The organism is Bacillus cereus group sp. N14 (assembly GCF_016483555.1).
Lineage (GTDB): Bacteria > Bacillota > Bacilli > Bacillales > Bacillaceae_G > Bacillus_A > Bacillus_A wiedmannii.
The window spans coordinates 236,549-251,954 of record NZ_JAEHBQ010000003.1 but is presented as its reverse complement, the minus strand read 5'-3'; the positions used below and the strand labels follow the sequence as shown (position 1 = coordinate 251,954).

Here is a 15,406-nt window from a genome sequence, read left to right as displayed (position 1 = left end):
TCTTCAACATAATCTACTATTATTATTATGTAAAAAAGACAAGGCTGTGAAACGGTGCAAACTAAAAAAGTCGCCTATTTATTGGCGACTTCAATCTTTTTATAAGATAAATATGCTAGTACATTTTTACTTGAATCGTATTTCGGATTATTTCCTTTTCTCGGTTCTCTCATATGTGTTTTTTCAAATCCAGGAATATCTGGAATTTTCTCCATAAATTCAAACATTTCTTCTTCAGTTCCTTCAATACGTACGCGAATCATTATTACTTTTCCTCAATTCTCATTTTCTCTGTACTAAGTATAACGTACTTTGAAAAGACTGCAAGAAATTTATCTTTTTAATGTCGCGCTTTTTTTGCATACAAACAATGCCATTTCAGTATAAAACGATATAATTTTATTATTTTCATATTGAATGTTAAAGAACTCTTGCATTTCAACTGATGTTTTCATCATACATTCTGTTAACTTCACGCGTTTCTGCAAAGGTACATTCATCATATCGCACCACCAGTCAAATTCAAATTTCTTGTCAAAAGTAAGACATGACTGCATTTGTAAACCATTTTTTTCTAATAAGGTAATCCATTCTGTTTTTTTCATCGCTCGTTCATGACTCGGATCTCGCTTTTTTTCTATAAAATTATAAAATGTATCAAATTCATTATTTTCCGGTGAAACATTATCTATTAAAATAAACAATCCATTATGTTCTAACGTACGATTTACTTCACATATAAACTGAGCTGGATTCGTAAAATGATGTGCTGCAATTCGGCATGTAATCGTATCAAAAGAACTATCGGCAAACGGTAAACTTTCAGCGTTTCCAGCGACAAAAGATACATTTTCATATCCATTACTTATAATAAAGTTTTTCGCATTCTCTAGCATTTTTTCTGTTAAGTCTAAGGCAACTACTTCTTTAAACAATGGAGCTAATACATTCGCAACATGTCCACCGCCAGTAGCAATATCAAGAAGACGATTATTATGACGAGACTCAACTTGTTGAACCACATATTGTAAGTCTGGTCCATTAGCATGAATTTTACTTTTCACATATTTTTCCGCATTATTACCAAACTGTTGTTTTACAAGCTCTTCTTTACTCATTTTATCATCTTCTTTCTATTGTTATTTACATATAGGATTCATATAATAATTAAAGTTCTCTTTATGTATTTTCAAATCCTCTTTTCAGCTTACTTCTTATCATGCTGTCCTATCATCAATATACTAAACAAAAAAGGCTACGGGAACTTGTCCCCTAACCCGACTAAATATTTATTACATTTTTACTTTTTCATATACATCTATATAATATAAATCCTCTTTCAACTTCATAATAACGTCTACTTCGTTATAAGTAGCCTCACGAGCATGTAAACCAAATTGATCCATGCCGATCCATATCCATCCAGGTGTATGCTGTAGAACATCTAGGTTAAAATAATCTAATTTAATAAGCTCCGATTTTATAAATTTATCTTTATTAGCGATTTGTTTATCCATTAAGCCGTATTCTTTTCCATTTTCAAGTAGCGATATAATTTTCCCTAAAATCGGATGTTCACGTATAATAAAATGATATTCCCTTTCGTCTACATTCGCCATAATTAAACGGGAATTAGATAAATCTAATCCCAAACTCGGCATATTTATTTTAATCACCTCCTATATCGGTTTCATCTCCATCCTAACAAACAAATATTTAAATAATATTAATATAATGTAAAAATATAAAGGCTGATTTCCCTTTAGAAATCAGCCTTTATATTTTTATATCTTTTCTTTTTCCTCATTATTTCTAGAAACTAAATTTCCAACAGCATCTGCCGTTACTTCAACTACAAATTCACAAATACCTGCTACAACTTCCCCAATTACTTCATCCATCTTTCCCCCCCTTATTTTATGTAACATATTTCTAGTATAGGAGATATTGGTTATTTTTAACTATCGGAAAACGTGACAACAACATTACAGTTTTGTAAGCTTTTTCAACTTATTTAGCTTCTATCCTTTGAAACTCCAAGTATGATTCACAAGCATATAGGCCATCATAATATTAGGTAAGTTCCAATTATGCTAGAGGAGGCGTGTAAAATATACTACGTAAAATTAATTAAAGGTCAATCATTCTATGCTTTTGATCATCGTTTCTTAATGTCTGAAGAAGAAAAGGTTTCCGAGAAAGTTTATAATTACTTACGTCGTAATGAATTTTTCGAAGTACGTAAAGAAGAATATTCAGCCTGATGTATTAAAAGCATCAAGAAAAATATCATTTAATAGTGATATTTTCTTGATGCTTTTATTTTATTTATCCTTACTTTCAATGAATATGTAATCATTGGTTTTATACATTTTGACTTACTTATTTCATCTATTAACACATCAAATTTTTGACAAATCAAAAAGATTGAAATCCACTCATGAAACACGTAATATAGACTCTGACTCTAAAAAAGTTCGTTATAAATTCTATATAAAATAAGGAGGTTTTATATACGAGTTTTTCATTTTAAAAGACGGAGAGGTTTTACATTATGTGGCGTAATAAAAATGTTTGGATTGTGTTAATTGGGGAGTTTATTGCTGGTCTAGGGCTATGGCTTGGTATTCTTGGCAACCTTGAATTTATGCAAAAATATGTCCCTTCTGATTTCATGAAATCAGTTATATTATTTATCGGACTATTAGCTGGTGTACTAGTTGGTCCTATGGCTGGTCGTATTATCGATCAGTATGAAAAGAAAAAAGTTCTTCTTTATGCTGGGTTCGGTCGCGTTATTAGTGTTATTTTTATGTTTTTCGCTATCCAATTTGAAAGCATTGCCTTCATGATTGCATTTATGGTTGCTCTTCAAATTTCTGCAGCATTTTACTTCCCTGCATTACAATCTGTAATTCCACTCATCGTACGTGAGCATGAGTTATTACAGATGAACGGTGTACATATGAATGTAGGTACAATCGCTCGTATTGCAGGTACTTCACTAGGTGGAATTCTTTTAGTTGTAATGAGTTTACAGTATATGTATGCCTTCTCAATGGCAGCATACGCTTTATTATTCCTCTCAACTTTCTTCTTACAATTCGAAGATAAGACATCAACAACACCAAGTAAACAAGCTGCGAAAGATAATAGCTTTATGGAAGTATTTCGTATTTTAAAAGGAATTCCTATTGCTTTTACAGCACTTATATTAAGTATTATCCCTCTATTATTTATAGCCGGATTTAATTTAATGGTAATCAACATTAGTGAAATGCAACATGATCCAACGATTAAAGGCTTTATATATACCATTGAAGGTGTCGCATTTATGTTAGGGGCCTTCGTTATTAAACGTTTATCTGACCATTTCAAACCTGAAAAATTATTATATTTCTTCGCTGTTTGTACCGCTTTTGCACACCTTTCCTTGTTCTTTAGCGATATAAAATGGATGTCTCTTACATCATTTGGTTTATTTGGTTTTAGTGTTGGTTGCTTCTTCCCTATTATGTCGACAATTTTCCAAACGAAAGTGGAAAAAAGCTATCATGGTCGTCTCTTCTCATTCCGTAATATGTTTGAGAGAGTTATGTTCCAAATTGTCTTACTCGGCACAGGCTTCTTCTTAGATACGATTGGATTGCAATATATGGTTCTCATTTTCGGTGTGATTTCATTATTAATTGTTTTCATTTCATTATCTAAACAGAAACAATATGAAAAACAACCTTCGCAATCTGCGAATTTATAACATAAATAAAGACGCATGGATCATATTAGATTAATCCATGCGTCTTTGTTATATAAAGCCTTATTTATTACGCTTATTATAATTATTTAAAGGAGTACCCTCTTTCGCTTTCGAATACAGTATACTAACATGATATATACAGGAGGTGCGAAATTGTCTGATGGTATGCAGTTATTTAGTATCTTTATTTTTGTATTAGCTCTGTTTAGCATCATAAACTTTTTAGCAATTTCCTTATCTGGACATAACCTTAAAAGAAGAATTATCGCAGGTTTCATTTTTTTACTACTAACTCCTATTGTTTTTTGGCTACCGTAGCATTCGCTTCTATATTCGATAAAGCTGGATTTGGCGCAGGTGGGATAGCCTTCATTGTTGCAATTATATATATTTTAAATGGAATAATGATCCTACTTTCCTCATTATTTTTCCTCAAAAGAGACATAACATAGACTATAGTACTCTGCATGAATCTGACTTTATACTAGATTCATGCTTTTTCAATTCCCCAAAATTTTTATGTGAAATTAAATAATTCTTTATAAAAATTTAAACTTTATTTATTACAATATTCGTATCGTATTCGCAAGTTTATTGAAAATGAAAAGAAAGGAGTACAAAATGAAAAAGATTCTATTAATTATTCCAATATTCATTGTTCTACTTAGCGGATGTAGCAATAATGATATATACGGTTCTTGGGAAGTCGTTGACAGCAAAAATAGTCTTTGCCCTGCATCTTATAAATTTGAAACAGTTGTAAAAGAAGAAAAGAAAGAAAAAATTGTTCAAAACTTAGTAGAGATGCAAACAACGAAGAATAAAGAAGATTTATACAAAGGTTCATTTGTAAAGAATTCTAATGTATATCACATTGATTATGGTAACTCATTTACATCGGATCAAACTTTAAAAGTTGTCGATGGCAAATTAAATGTATACTTTTATGCAGTGGAAAAGTTATGTACATATAAAAAGAAATGATTACACTTCATATAAGACGCAGAAAATATTTTCTGCGTTATTTTTAATTTACAAAACCTTCCCAAAAACATTTTCCTCTTTTAAATCTTTAAATTTAAATGTAGTATTATATAATAACAATATTTTAATGCGAGGTGCTTTTTTTGAGAAGTTTAAGTTCATTAATTGTATCAACAATCTGTTCCATTATCCTAATCCTATGGAGTGCACTTTCATTTTATGAAAGATTCACGACAGGAAATTCATACTATTGGCTTAGTGGTATATTAGGCCTCGTTTTCGTGTTCTTTTTCATCCAAAATATGCGGGATATACTTAATAAAAACTATAAAACATCCTAAACCGTATAGAAAGATATAATAAACAATTCAGTTAACCAGTCCTTATTTACAACGCCCTTTCAAAAAAGACTAATCCTCCCTCTAAATTTGTCAATCATTTTAATTTTCATAAAAAAATGATAAAATGTAAATATGTGTTTTCAGAATAATTAAAAACGCAGAAAGAAAACACTGTTTTTAGGAGGGGTTTTGATGACTTACACGTTAGCAACTAGAATGAAAGCATTCCAATCTTCTATATTTAGTGAATTAGGGGCTTATAAAAAAGAAAAAATTGCAGCAGGTCACAAAATGATTGATTTAAGTATTGGGAATCCTGATATGCCGCCTGCTGACTTCGTAAGAGAAGAAATGGTACATACAGCAAGTGAAAAAGAAAGCTACGGATACACATTAAGTGGTATTCAAGAATTTCACGAAGCTGTAACTGAATATTATAACAACACTCATAACGTTAAATTAAATGCCGATAAAGAAGTTTTATTATTAATGGGTTCACAAGACGGACTTGTTCATTTACCTATGGTTTATGCAAATCCGGGAGATATTATATTAGTTCCGGATCCAGGATATACAGCTTATGAAACTGGAATTCAAATGGCTGGTGCAACATCTTACTACATGCCATTAAAGAAAGAAAATGAATTCTTACCTAACTTAGAGTTAATTCCTGCAGAAATTGCCGATAAAGCGAAAATGATGATTTTAAACTTCCCAGGAAATCCCGTTCCAGCAATGGCTCATGAAGATTTCTTTAAAGAGGTAATCGCATTCGCGAAAAAGCATAACATTATTGTTGTCCATGATTTTGCTTATGCTGAATTTTATTTTGATGGCAATAAACCAATTAGCTTCCTCTCTGTACCTGGTGCTAAAGAAGTTGGAGTAGAAATCAACTCTTTATCAAAAAGTTATAGTTTAGCAGGTAGCCGTATTGGTTATATGATTGGTAATAAAGAAATTGTTCGTGCGCTTACGCAATTTAAATCCAATACAGATTATGGTGTGTTTTTACCAATTCAAAAAGCGGCATCAGCGGCACTAAGAAATGGCGCTGCGTTTTGTGAGAAAAATCGCGATATTTATCAAGAACGTAGAGATACTTTAGTTGATGGATTCCGAACATTTGGTTGGAATGTTGATAAATCAGCTGGTAGTATGTTCGTCTGGGCCGAAATTCCGAAAGGCTGGACTTCTATAGATTTCGCTTATGCATTAATGGATCGTGCAAATGTCGTTGTTACACCAGGTCACGCATTTGGACCTCATGGTGAAGGATTTGTACGTATTGCACTTGTTCAAGATAAAGAAGTGTTACAACAAGTTGTTGAAAACATTCGAAATAGCGGTATTTTTTCTCTTGAAAAAATAAATGAATTAGTCAAAAATTAATGGTAACTCCCCTGCTTAACTGTAGCAGGGGTATTATTTATTGGAGGTACTTTCATTGCATATTAAAGACACTCTTCCTCATCGTTATCCTTTTTTAATGATTGATAAAGTAACAAATGTAAAACATGGTGAATCCGTTACGGGATATAAACTCATTTCAAATAATGAGTGGTTTATAAATGATAATCAAAAACATATGCCTCATATGTTAATTGTAGAAGCACTTGCTCAGCTTAGTGCATTTGTAAATACAAATGACTCTGAAGGTCTAGGCTTCCTCTCTTCGTTGGATGGGGTTGAATTCCACGGAAACGCATATCCCGGTGATAAACTTGATTTACATTATAAGCTTGCTCGCAATCGTCGAGGTTTTATTCTCGGTAAAGGTACTGCGACTATTAACGATCAGCCGATTGTAACTATAGAAAAGCTATTAATATATCAAGCAGAATAGAGACGATGTAATTCGTCAGGATATCTCTCTCCTACAAATTCGTCTCACCAACATGAACAGAGTAAACAAATTACTTGGTTAGGAGCAGGAAAATGGAAAGTACTATCGGTATCGATGCTGGAGGAACATTAACGAAAATTGCTTATTTGAACGAACAAAAGCAATTAGCTTTTGAAAAATTTTATTCAAATGAACAAGATAAAATAATAGATTGGCTTAAGAAAAACACTTGTATAAAACAAATATGTATAACAGGTGGTAAAGCAAAACGATTACAACAACTACTTTCAGACTCATATAAAATAGTAGAACTAAACGAATTTGAAGCTACTCTTGTAGGTGTCCGATACATATTAAAAGAAGAGCAATATGATATAAACAACTTTATTTTAACAAATATAGGTACAGGTACTTCCATTCATTACGTTTATAATGACAAATATATTCGAGCTGGTGGAACGGGTGTTGGCGGTGGTACTATTATGGGGCTTTCAAAATTGTTAACAAATATAGATCATTTTGAAGATGTGATTCCTTTAACAAAATTAGGTTCTAGAAAAGAACTAGATATTACGGTCGGTGATATTTATGGTGGCATTCTCTCTCCTATTGATAATAGCTTAACTGCAAGCAATTTTGGTAAAGCTGCTATTTCAGAATCAAAATATAATAGCTCAGACATACTTGCTACTGTACAAGGACTTGTCGGTGAAGTCGTTACTGCATTAAGCCTTCAATTCGCCGAAACAAAAAACATTGACCATATTATTTACATTGGTTCAACTCTATGTAATAACGTACACCTTCAAAATATTATTAGTAGCTACACAAAATATCAAAATAAAACACCCATCTTTTTACAAGATGGTGGTAATAGCGGTGCGATTGGTGCTTTACTTCATATTACGGATTAAAAAAGCTGACTTTTGTCAGCTTTTTTACAACGGTACTTCAAATTCAATAATTGATTCCCCGCCCTCTCCAATTCGCTCTACACTAATTCTATCAATTACACATTGTAACTTTTCAGGTAAACTATGAATATCCTTGGCTACTTCAGCAGCTAACTCCTCATTACTTTTTCTTCCTACTGTTACATGCGGTATGTATAGAATATCCGTTCTCAAAAATTGTAGTAAGGGACCTGTATATAATCTATCGTGTAATACTTCTATTTTTTCTTTCCCACTCTCCACTTCCAAAAACAAATAATTTCCTACATTAGTGATACGATTTGCAAACTCAATTTCAATTTTGCTTATCCCTTTTGCTGAATTCAAAATATGAGATTTTAATTCATCATTTGAAATATTACTCTTAAACGGAAATACAATTGTTATATGCGGTGGAATTAATTCAAATAAAGGATCATGTATTTGTCTAATGTTCTCTATTTTATCGATGGACATATTATTTAGAAAAACTAAAATTGTACGCATTTTTATCCCCTCTACTTTCCCTTATTTTAATATGTATCATATTCTATAACTGTCTTGCACTTCAACAAATTATTTTACTTACATGTAAAAATAAAAAACTTCTCAAATGAGAAGTTTTCATATAACATGATTACTATTTTCCCGCCAAACTTTTCTAAACTTTATATAACAAGCAATTCTCCACGGAATGATATACGATACTGCGACTACGTAAAATAATAAACCAATCGTTTGTTGATCTAAATCCACAATAAATTGTCTTGAACCATATCTTAAAATAACAAGTGCAATAAAAGTAATTAAAAAAGCTGCATTTTTTTTCGTATAAATATTCCCATCATCTCTTCGCTCATAATTTGTTAAAACTATAAGTGGTACGGCGAAAAGAATTCCAATGAATGTTGCTATAATAACTTGTAAAATAGCTGGATGCATAGGACCAAAAAACCATAAAACACCTGGTGTTAAAAATAATAATGGCCACAAAATACGTTTTCCCGTCCCCTTAATTGACTTATGCATAGAACGATAACGACGCCAAAATATTAGTAGTGCAATACATAAAAATACGGTAATGAGTGAAGATGTGTCTCTCATTTTCTATCCTTCTCTCTTTAGTAATCTAATACTATTTCAAATCGTTTATTCGAATGATACTTTTCGAATAAATATACCACTAGTTACGATATAAAGAACAGTTAATCCAATTGAAATAACAGTAAAATATGGAATATCTACTAAAGATCCATCACTCGTAAATAATAAACCAGTTATCCCTGCTTCCCCATAAAGCACACTATTTGTTGATAAGAAAAGTGTTCCACCAATCATAAGACCAATCCACTGAAATCGTTGTTTAAAAACCACTACCACTTGGAAGAAACATGCTGTTGTAACATAAAATAAAAATTGCAAAATAAATTGTTGTACCGATTGCTCCCCAAAACTAACATTTACTAAATTATATTTTATATCTTGTAAAAGCATAACTTGAAGAAATGAAAAAAATGCAGATTGCAATACGATATAACAAACTGCCCCGATAAAATATTGGATTCTCGTTACACCGAATGAAACTGCTAAACGAAATAGCTCATCTTGTATGATGAAAACACTCCCTACTATAAATAGCATAATTGCTATTGAAGGGTTATTTATAATTTCGGGTAAATAACCAATGTTCGCTCCATTTAAATGAGCAGCATGTAAAGCCCCTTTTATTAATAAAGCTACAATCCAAAATATTATAATTGCTTTATAATGAAAATTTATATGTAACTTCAACTGCTTCATTAACATCGTCATTTCACTTCACCACCAGTTATGTGTATAAATAGTTTTTGTAATGTAATTCTATCAATTACTAAACCTTCTTTTTCAAGAGAGTAATAATCTTCATTAGAAAGTTCTTCCCATATAACAGTAATGCCTTTATTCCCATAGACTTCTCGATTTATTACTTTCTTATTTATCGAAAATTCATCTACTTTATCTATTTTCCCTGAAATAATATGAGCTTGTTGCAATAAATCTTCTACCGATGATTGAACAACTAGTTTTCCTTCTTTGATGATGATCACATCTTCAATCACACGGGTTACTTCTTCTACTAAATGTGTTGATAATATAATTGTTCGTGGATACTGACCATAATCTTCTAGTAGTAAACTATAAAACAACTCTCGATGTGCTGCGTCCAAACCTGTAGTCGGTTCATCAAAAATTGTTATTGGTGCCCTACTTGCTAATCCTTGAATAATTCCGACGATTGTTTGCATACCGTGTGATAGTTTATGATATTTCACTGTCATATTAAGCTGAAATTTATCAGCGAGTTCTTCAGCGTACTTTCCATCCCAGTTTTTATAAAACATGCTGCACATCTTAAAGATTTCTTTTACTTTATAACTTAAATGTGCTTCTTCTTTCACTTTAACAAAACAAATATTTTGCATTGCTTTACTATTTTCAAAAACATTTTCACCAAATATTGATACGCTACCACTACTTGAAGTAATTTGGCCTGCAAGTAAATTTAATAGTGTCGTTTTTCCTGCACCGTTTCTACCGAGTAAACCATATATTTTATGCTCTTCCAAAGAAAGCGTTACTTCATTTACTGCTACTTTCTTTTTATATCTTTTCGTTACATCTTTCGTTTCAAGTGCAATCATCCCTCTTTCCCCTCCTTCGTAATTTTTTGAATCATATCCATCAATTCATCCTTTGATATTTCTAATACTTTTGCTTCTTCCCACACTTTCGGTAAATATTCAGTCATAAAAGTATTTTGTCTTTTTTTAAGTACGACTTCTTTTGCTCCCTTTGCAACAAACATCCCGATCCCTCTCTTTTTATATAAAATCCCTTCATCCACTAATACATTTACCCCTTTAGCTGCAGTAGCTGGATTTATTTGTAACATCTTCGCAAATTGATTTGTTGATGGAACTTGTTCTTCTTCCAGTAATATGTCTTTTAAAATATCAGATTCAATCGTTTCTGCAATTTGTAAGTATATTAATTTATTTTGCTCCAGAGTAGGTTTCACAACTTCACCACCTTAGGTTCATAGGTTCATTACTTATGCAATTAACCATATCACATAAAAATGTTTATTTCCATAAATTTCTTTTACAAAAAAGAGAGTCATCCGTTTACGGATGACTCTCTTTCTAAAATTTTGAAGTTTCAACTCTTGTTCTCAATTTCTTTTCATTTTATTCCAACTGCTGCACTGGATATTTAGCAAATAAAGATTTCCGAAAATCTTTATCATTTATAAGCATTGTAATTTTTTCGTTATTGTCGCTAAGGAACTTTACTACTTTCTTTTTATCCCATATATCATCTTCTTTTGGAAAATCATCAATTTTTTCATACAAGATTGATAGTATTTCTTCTCTTTTTATCTTGAAATTTTTATTTTCTACTTGAAACTCGTAACTTTTCGCATTTGGTACTAAAATAGCTAGATAAATAACGTTAAAGAGAAAATTCTTCTCCATCGTGTCCTTACCATCAAACCAATACGTCTCAACCATGTCTTCTGTCAGAGTTCCGTTTCCTTTTGCACCATAGTTTACCTTTATATTTTCATTCTCCAAACTAATACTTTGAAATGTATCACCACCAGGTAAATGATTAACAATTGCAACCACAACTGAGTTATTACCAACGTATGTCCCAGCATATTTTTTAAAATCACTAGGTTCAACATCAGATATTTCTTTTATTCTTTCTCCGTTAGAACAAGCAGCAATAAATAAAAAAATTGTTAGCATAACAACTACATTACGATGCATATATTTCATTTAGCATCCCCCACTTTTATTGATATTTCGTTCATTACAATACATCTTCTCAAAACCCTTTAAAATATACGCATTTTAATCAAAATTAAAAAATTTCAATTTTTCTGTTTACAATTATCCATTAATTGTATATAATTACTAACGTAAGAAAAATATTCTAAAAGGAGGTCGAAGGAAATGATGAAATTACAATTACATGCTTTAACTTTAGCGTTAACTGCACCTGTGTTTTCTGGACAATTAAATATGAATTCGACCAACCTAATGGAGAATTGAAAATCGTACATTATTTCGATTAATTCATAAATTCGCCACAGGAGGTCGTATACTTTCCTGTGGCTTTTTCACGCCCTGCCATAGGAGAACTATATCTTCCTGTGGCTTTTTTGTGCGATTTTTTAGCCTCCTACATCATTTTTTTAAGAAAGGAGCAACATTCGATGACTATTAGCGTATTGTTTTTAAGTATTACGATTCAAAGAAATAAAATTTCTAAAGATGAAATGTTTCATAATGAGCAAATTGAAAAAGCTATGAATGATGTTAAGGAGCGCCAAGCACTTTATTGTGATCACATGTAATTCCTTTTCGAAAGGAGGAATTCATTTATGACTTTTCATATTTTCTTTTTTACGACTGTACTTCAGAAAAATACTTTAACTGAAGCTGAGATCACTCGTAAACAACAATTAAAACAACTGACTGATAAAATGACTGACATTAAAAGTTCATATTATACGCATATGTATTAAAAATATATTTTTAAGGAGCAATTCCCTAATGAAATTTAAAGCATTCTTTTTAACCATTACGATTCAAAAACGTAAACTTTCACAGAAAGAAATTTCACGTGAGCAACACATTCAATCTATTATGGACGAAGTGAAAGAGCGTCAAGCCTCTTATTACAGCCGTCCGTTTTAAATAACTTTTAAAGGAGCAATTCCCTAATGAAATTTAAAGCATTCTTTTTAACTATCACCATTCAAAAACGTAAGCTTTCACAGAGAGATATTTTACGTGAGCAACACATTCAATCTATTATGGACGAAGTGAAAGATCGTCAAGCTTCTTATTACAGCCGTCTTTTCTAAATAACTTTTAAAGGGGTAAAAACAAATGAAATTTAAAGTATTCTTTTTAACGATCACCATTCAAAAAACTAAGTTCTCAGACAGTGAGATATTGCATGATCATCAAATTAATAAAGCTATGGAAGATGTAAAAGAACGTCAAAGTCACTACTGTAGCCATCTATAATTCCTTTCGAAAGGAGGAATGTATTATGAAGTTTCACCTTTTCTTTTTAACAATTACAATCCAGAAAAAAAACTATTGTGATGCGGAATTAAAACAAGAACAACAATATAAACAGGTTATAGACGAAATTCGAGATCGTAGAAGCAAATACTACTCTCACCTATAATCCTTTAAAAATATAAAACTTGAAAGGGGTCGATTATGATGTTGCTAGCACGCTGTAAGGAAATGATTTGGATAGTTCAGAGGGATTCCACATAGTTTTATTGAGGCTATATCATACAAGTTTACCGTTATATTTGATATGTAATAAATATATAATAAAAGTTTATGCATACACTTTTTTTCATTGATTAACAAACAAAAGATACACCACTTAAAAAGCGGTGTATCTTTCCCAACTTATACTATTTTCGATTACTTCGTTTCGTCTTAAACAATCTCACTAAGTTCGATACAACTGTTTTTGTTACTGCATAAACTGGTACTGCCAAAATCATTCCGATAATTCCCGCAAAGTTACCTACCCCTAAAATTAAAATAATAATTGTTAACGGATGGATATTTAATTTTGAACTCATAATACGCGGTGAAATGATGTTACTTTCAAACTGTTGTACAATTGTTACGATAATAATTACGTACAACGCTTGCATCGGAGATACGAACAGACCTACAATAACAGCTGGTGCTGCACCGATAAATGGACCTAGGTTAGGAATGATATTTGTAAATGCTGCTATAATTCCTAAAACGAAAGCGTACGGTAAATCGATAATTAAATAACCGATAAAAGTAAACGCACCTACAAATATACAAACGAGCGCTTGCCCTTGAATATATGCAGATAATGTTTCATTCGTTTCCTTAATGATACGAAGTCCTTCTTCACGGTAAGACTCAGGTAATAAACTAACTGCTTTCCCTGGGAATGCATGTCCATCTTTAAACATATAAAATAAAATGAACGGTACTGTGAAGATCACTAATGCAACGTTCGTGATAATACCAAATAAAGCCGTTGCACTCGACGTAATCGTGTTTGGTATATCCTTTAAGTATTCAATCGCATTTTTTTCAATTGTTTCAATGGAAACATAGTTTTGTGTAGATAGCCATTCAAACAATCTATGATGGGATAAATCTTGTATGTATAGTTTTCCCTCTTTAATATAACCTGGCATATTTTTTACTAAATCCATTAGCTGTTGTGAGATTGTTGGAACAACTACCCCAACTCCAACCGCAGTTAATGTTATGATAAAAAGATATAACAGTAAAATCGCTAAATTTCTAGGTACTTTTTTATTCTCCAAAAAGACTAACAATGGGTTAAATATGAAGTATAAAAATAACGCGATTAAGATTGGGAAAAACAATGTTGATATGAAGATACCAATCGGTTGAAATAGAAACGATATTTTTGTGCAAATAAATATGATCGCTACAACCATTAGCACTTCTAATGTCCAAAAGTGCACTTTCGATTTCAAAAAAACGTCCTCCTTTAAACTAGCACTCCTCTTCATTGTACCAAAATAAGCAAGAATTTCACATAATATTTTCCTTTACAATATTCCAAAATACCAATAAATACACTACAATGAGATTACATACAAATTTGCAGGTAAAGGTGATAAAAATGACACAATGCATCATATGCAGAAAAGATACGAAAGAACTTAGTGAACAATATGTCATCCCCGAAATATTATGTGGATATTATTTCACAAACTCAATTTGTGATACTTGCCATGAACAAATGACAACAAATATTGATCGTCCCTTAATTCGGCATAAATTAAGTCAATTTAAGATTGAGCAAATGAAAAAACAAATTGATTCCCCGCTCTATACGAATGAACATGGTGAGGAACTTGCGGCTGCTGAGACAGATGTTGTTGAAGTAAGTGATGAAATACTTTATTCCAATGCATTAATTATGAAACTATGTAAAAAGCACGATATTTCGCTACATAATGAAATTTGGAAAGAAGAACGTGTAACGAAAGTAGCTAGCTCTATTCAACGTGAATTACTTTTAGATAACCGTAAATACAAAATGAGTGTATTAAAAACAGCTTATACTTTCGCTGTCCAAGCTGTTGATGGCTATTTTGAAGATCCAGATGCGATTGTTATTTCTAACATTCTATCAAATGCCGATTTTATGGAATTAAAAGAAAAAAGTATAGTTCGCGATTTAAGTAAAAGTTCTTTATGGAATACATTAAATACAAATAGCGAGAACCATTACTTTATTTTATTAAGTGATAAAGATGGCCTGTTCTGTTTCATTCGTCTATTTGATATATTTGACGTTGTCGTTCATTTATCAGAAAAGAGGTATGAACTTTCATCTCCAATTGTCGGCGTAAATGATGTAAATAGGCAGGAATTTTATGTCCAAACTTTAAAACAGTATATGGATGGGCTATTTAAAGAAAAAAAACCTACTATTTAAT

Annotated in this window: 23 protein-coding genes and 1 pseudogene; 14 read left to right on the top strand and 10 right to left on the bottom strand. The window is 31.5% G+C overall.

Features of this window, described 5'->3' with window-relative positions; genetic code table 11:
• Window positions 1-74: 74 nt before the first annotated feature.
• From JDS82_RS07015 to JDS82_RS07005, 3 genes are all read right to left on the bottom strand, one after another.
• On the bottom strand, window positions 75-263 hold the full coding sequence (locus tag JDS82_RS07015) for a DUF3970 family protein (protein ID WP_199712919.1): 189 nt from the start codon (window positions 261-263) through the stop codon (window positions 75-77).
• A gap of 69 nt (window positions 264-332) precedes the next feature.
• Window positions 333-1,118 carry a class I SAM-dependent methyltransferase gene (locus JDS82_RS07010; protein WP_048566216.1) on the bottom strand — a complete coding sequence of 262 codons (786 nt, stop codon included), beginning with the start codon at window positions 1,116-1,118 and terminating at the stop codon, window positions 333-335.
• 174 nt (window positions 1,119-1,292) lie between these two features.
• Window positions 1,293-1,661 (bottom strand): hypothetical protein, encoded by a 369-nt coding sequence (locus JDS82_RS07005; RefSeq protein WP_001139549.1) that lies wholly within the window; start codon window positions 1,659-1,661, stop codon window positions 1,293-1,295.
• A 450-nt stretch (window positions 1,662-2,111) separates the two neighbouring features.
• On the opposite strand from JDS82_RS07005, the gene JDS82_RS07000 reads away from it, so the two are divergent.
• From JDS82_RS07000 to coaW, 7 genes and pseudogenes are all read left to right on the top strand, one after another.
• Entirely contained in the window at window positions 2,112-2,264 is a 153-nt protein-coding gene (locus JDS82_RS07000; protein WP_071723536.1) for a YqbF domain-containing protein, read from the top strand.
• 290 nt (window positions 2,265-2,554) lie between these two features.
• Window positions 2,555-3,757, top strand: coding sequence for an MFS transporter (locus tag JDS82_RS06995; RefSeq protein ID WP_199712918.1), 1,203 nt, complete (start codon window positions 2,555-2,557; stop codon window positions 3,755-3,757).
• Window positions 3,758-3,910: 153 nt separating this feature from the next.
• A pseudogene (locus JDS82_RS06990) lies at window positions 3,911-4,209 on the top strand (hypothetical protein).
• A 169-nt stretch (window positions 4,210-4,378) separates the two neighbouring features.
• The gene (locus JDS82_RS06985; protein WP_048560750.1) at window positions 4,379-4,741 is read left to right on the top strand and encodes a hypothetical protein; all 363 of its coding nucleotides are present in this window, start codon (window positions 4,379-4,381) and stop codon (window positions 4,739-4,741) included.
• Between the two features lie 533 nt (window positions 4,742-5,274).
• The gene (locus JDS82_RS06975; protein ID WP_199712917.1) at window positions 5,275-6,474 is read left to right on the top strand and encodes an LL-diaminopimelate aminotransferase; all 1,200 of its coding nucleotides are present in this window, start codon (window positions 5,275-5,277) and stop codon (window positions 6,472-6,474) included.
• A 55-nt stretch (window positions 6,475-6,529) separates the two neighbouring features.
• Window positions 6,530-6,928 (top strand): 3-hydroxyacyl-ACP dehydratase FabZ family protein, encoded by a 399-nt coding sequence (locus JDS82_RS06970; RefSeq protein WP_048566211.1) that lies wholly within the window; start codon window positions 6,530-6,532, stop codon window positions 6,926-6,928.
• A 92-nt stretch (window positions 6,929-7,020) separates the two neighbouring features.
• The gene (coaW, locus tag JDS82_RS06965) at window positions 7,021-7,842 is read left to right on the top strand and encodes a type II pantothenate kinase (RefSeq protein WP_199712916.1); all 822 of its coding nucleotides are present in this window, start codon (window positions 7,021-7,023) and stop codon (window positions 7,840-7,842) included.
• Between the two features lie 24 nt (window positions 7,843-7,866).
• Here coaW and JDS82_RS06960 read toward each other — a convergent pair whose 3' ends face one another.
• From JDS82_RS06960 to JDS82_RS06935, 6 genes are all read right to left on the bottom strand, one after another.
• Window positions 7,867-8,367 (bottom strand): 2'-5' RNA ligase family protein, encoded by a 501-nt coding sequence (locus tag JDS82_RS06960; protein WP_075307504.1) that lies wholly within the window; start codon window positions 8,365-8,367, stop codon window positions 7,867-7,869.
• Between the two features lie 117 nt (window positions 8,368-8,484).
• The gene (locus JDS82_RS06955; protein ID WP_199712915.1) at window positions 8,485-8,964 is read right to left on the bottom strand and encodes a CcdC family protein; all 480 of its coding nucleotides are present in this window, start codon (window positions 8,962-8,964) and stop codon (window positions 8,485-8,487) included.
• A gap of 45 nt (window positions 8,965-9,009) precedes the next feature.
• On the bottom strand, window positions 9,010-9,672 hold the full coding sequence (locus JDS82_RS06950; protein WP_199712914.1) for a DUF4052 family protein: 663 nt from the start codon (window positions 9,670-9,672) through the stop codon (window positions 9,010-9,012).
• Window positions 9,669-10,541: an ABC transporter ATP-binding protein gene (locus JDS82_RS06945; RefSeq protein ID WP_199712913.1), complete on the bottom strand. Its 873-nt coding sequence runs from the start codon at window positions 10,539-10,541 to the stop codon at window positions 9,669-9,671. The genes JDS82_RS06950 and JDS82_RS06945 overlap by 4 nt, the downstream gene beginning before the upstream one ends.
• Window positions 10,538-10,918: a GntR family transcriptional regulator gene (locus JDS82_RS06940; RefSeq protein WP_000805194.1), complete on the bottom strand. Its 381-nt coding sequence runs from the start codon at window positions 10,916-10,918 to the stop codon at window positions 10,538-10,540. Before JDS82_RS06940 ends, JDS82_RS06945 begins: the two co-directional genes overlap by 4 nt.
• 169 nt (window positions 10,919-11,087) lie before the next feature.
• Window positions 11,088-11,681 (bottom strand): DUF4825 domain-containing protein, encoded by a 594-nt coding sequence (locus JDS82_RS06935; protein ID WP_199712912.1) that lies wholly within the window; start codon window positions 11,679-11,681, stop codon window positions 11,088-11,090.
• A gap of 440 nt (window positions 11,682-12,121) precedes the next feature.
• Between JDS82_RS06935 and JDS82_RS06930 the strand changes: the two genes are divergently transcribed.
• The 6 genes from JDS82_RS06930 to JDS82_RS06905 are packed head-to-tail and all read left to right on the top strand — an operon-like array spanning window position 12,122 to window position 13,107.
• Window positions 12,122-12,262 carry a YrzI family small protein gene (locus tag JDS82_RS06930; RefSeq protein WP_000156179.1) on the top strand — a complete coding sequence of 47 codons (141 nt, stop codon included), beginning with the start codon at window positions 12,122-12,124 and terminating at the stop codon, window positions 12,260-12,262.
• 27 nt (window positions 12,263-12,289) lie between these two features.
• Window positions 12,290-12,433, top strand: coding sequence for a YrzI family small protein (locus JDS82_RS06925; RefSeq protein WP_199712911.1), 144 nt, complete (start codon window positions 12,290-12,292; stop codon window positions 12,431-12,433).
• Window positions 12,434-12,461: 28 nt separating this feature from the next.
• Window positions 12,462-12,605 (top strand): YrzI family small protein, encoded by a 144-nt coding sequence (locus tag JDS82_RS06920; protein ID WP_199712910.1) that lies wholly within the window; start codon window positions 12,462-12,464, stop codon window positions 12,603-12,605.
• Window positions 12,606-12,631: 26 nt separating this feature from the next.
• Window positions 12,632-12,775: a YrzI family small protein gene (locus JDS82_RS06915; RefSeq protein ID WP_088321442.1), complete on the top strand. Its 144-nt coding sequence runs from the start codon at window positions 12,632-12,634 to the stop codon at window positions 12,773-12,775.
• A 25-nt stretch (window positions 12,776-12,800) separates the two neighbouring features.
• Entirely contained in the window at window positions 12,801-12,941 is a 141-nt protein-coding gene (locus JDS82_RS06910; protein WP_000669812.1) for a YrzI family small protein, read from the top strand.
• 25 nt (window positions 12,942-12,966) lie between these two features.
• Entirely contained in the window at window positions 12,967-13,107 is a 141-nt protein-coding gene (locus JDS82_RS06905; RefSeq protein WP_064057102.1) for a YrzI family small protein, read from the top strand.
• Between the two features lie 241 nt (window positions 13,108-13,348).
• On the opposite strand, the gene JDS82_RS06900 is transcribed toward JDS82_RS06905, so the two are convergent.
• On the bottom strand, window positions 13,349-14,434 hold the full coding sequence (locus tag JDS82_RS06900) for an AI-2E family transporter (RefSeq protein WP_000837880.1): 1,086 nt from the start codon (window positions 14,432-14,434) through the stop codon (window positions 13,349-13,351).
• 149 nt (window positions 14,435-14,583) lie between these two features.
• Between JDS82_RS06900 and JDS82_RS06895 the strand changes: the two genes are divergently transcribed.
• Window positions 14,584-15,405: an HNH endonuclease gene (locus JDS82_RS06895; RefSeq protein ID WP_000189705.1), complete on the top strand. Its 822-nt coding sequence runs from the start codon at window positions 14,584-14,586 to the stop codon at window positions 15,403-15,405.
• Window position 15,406 lies beyond the last annotated feature (1 nt).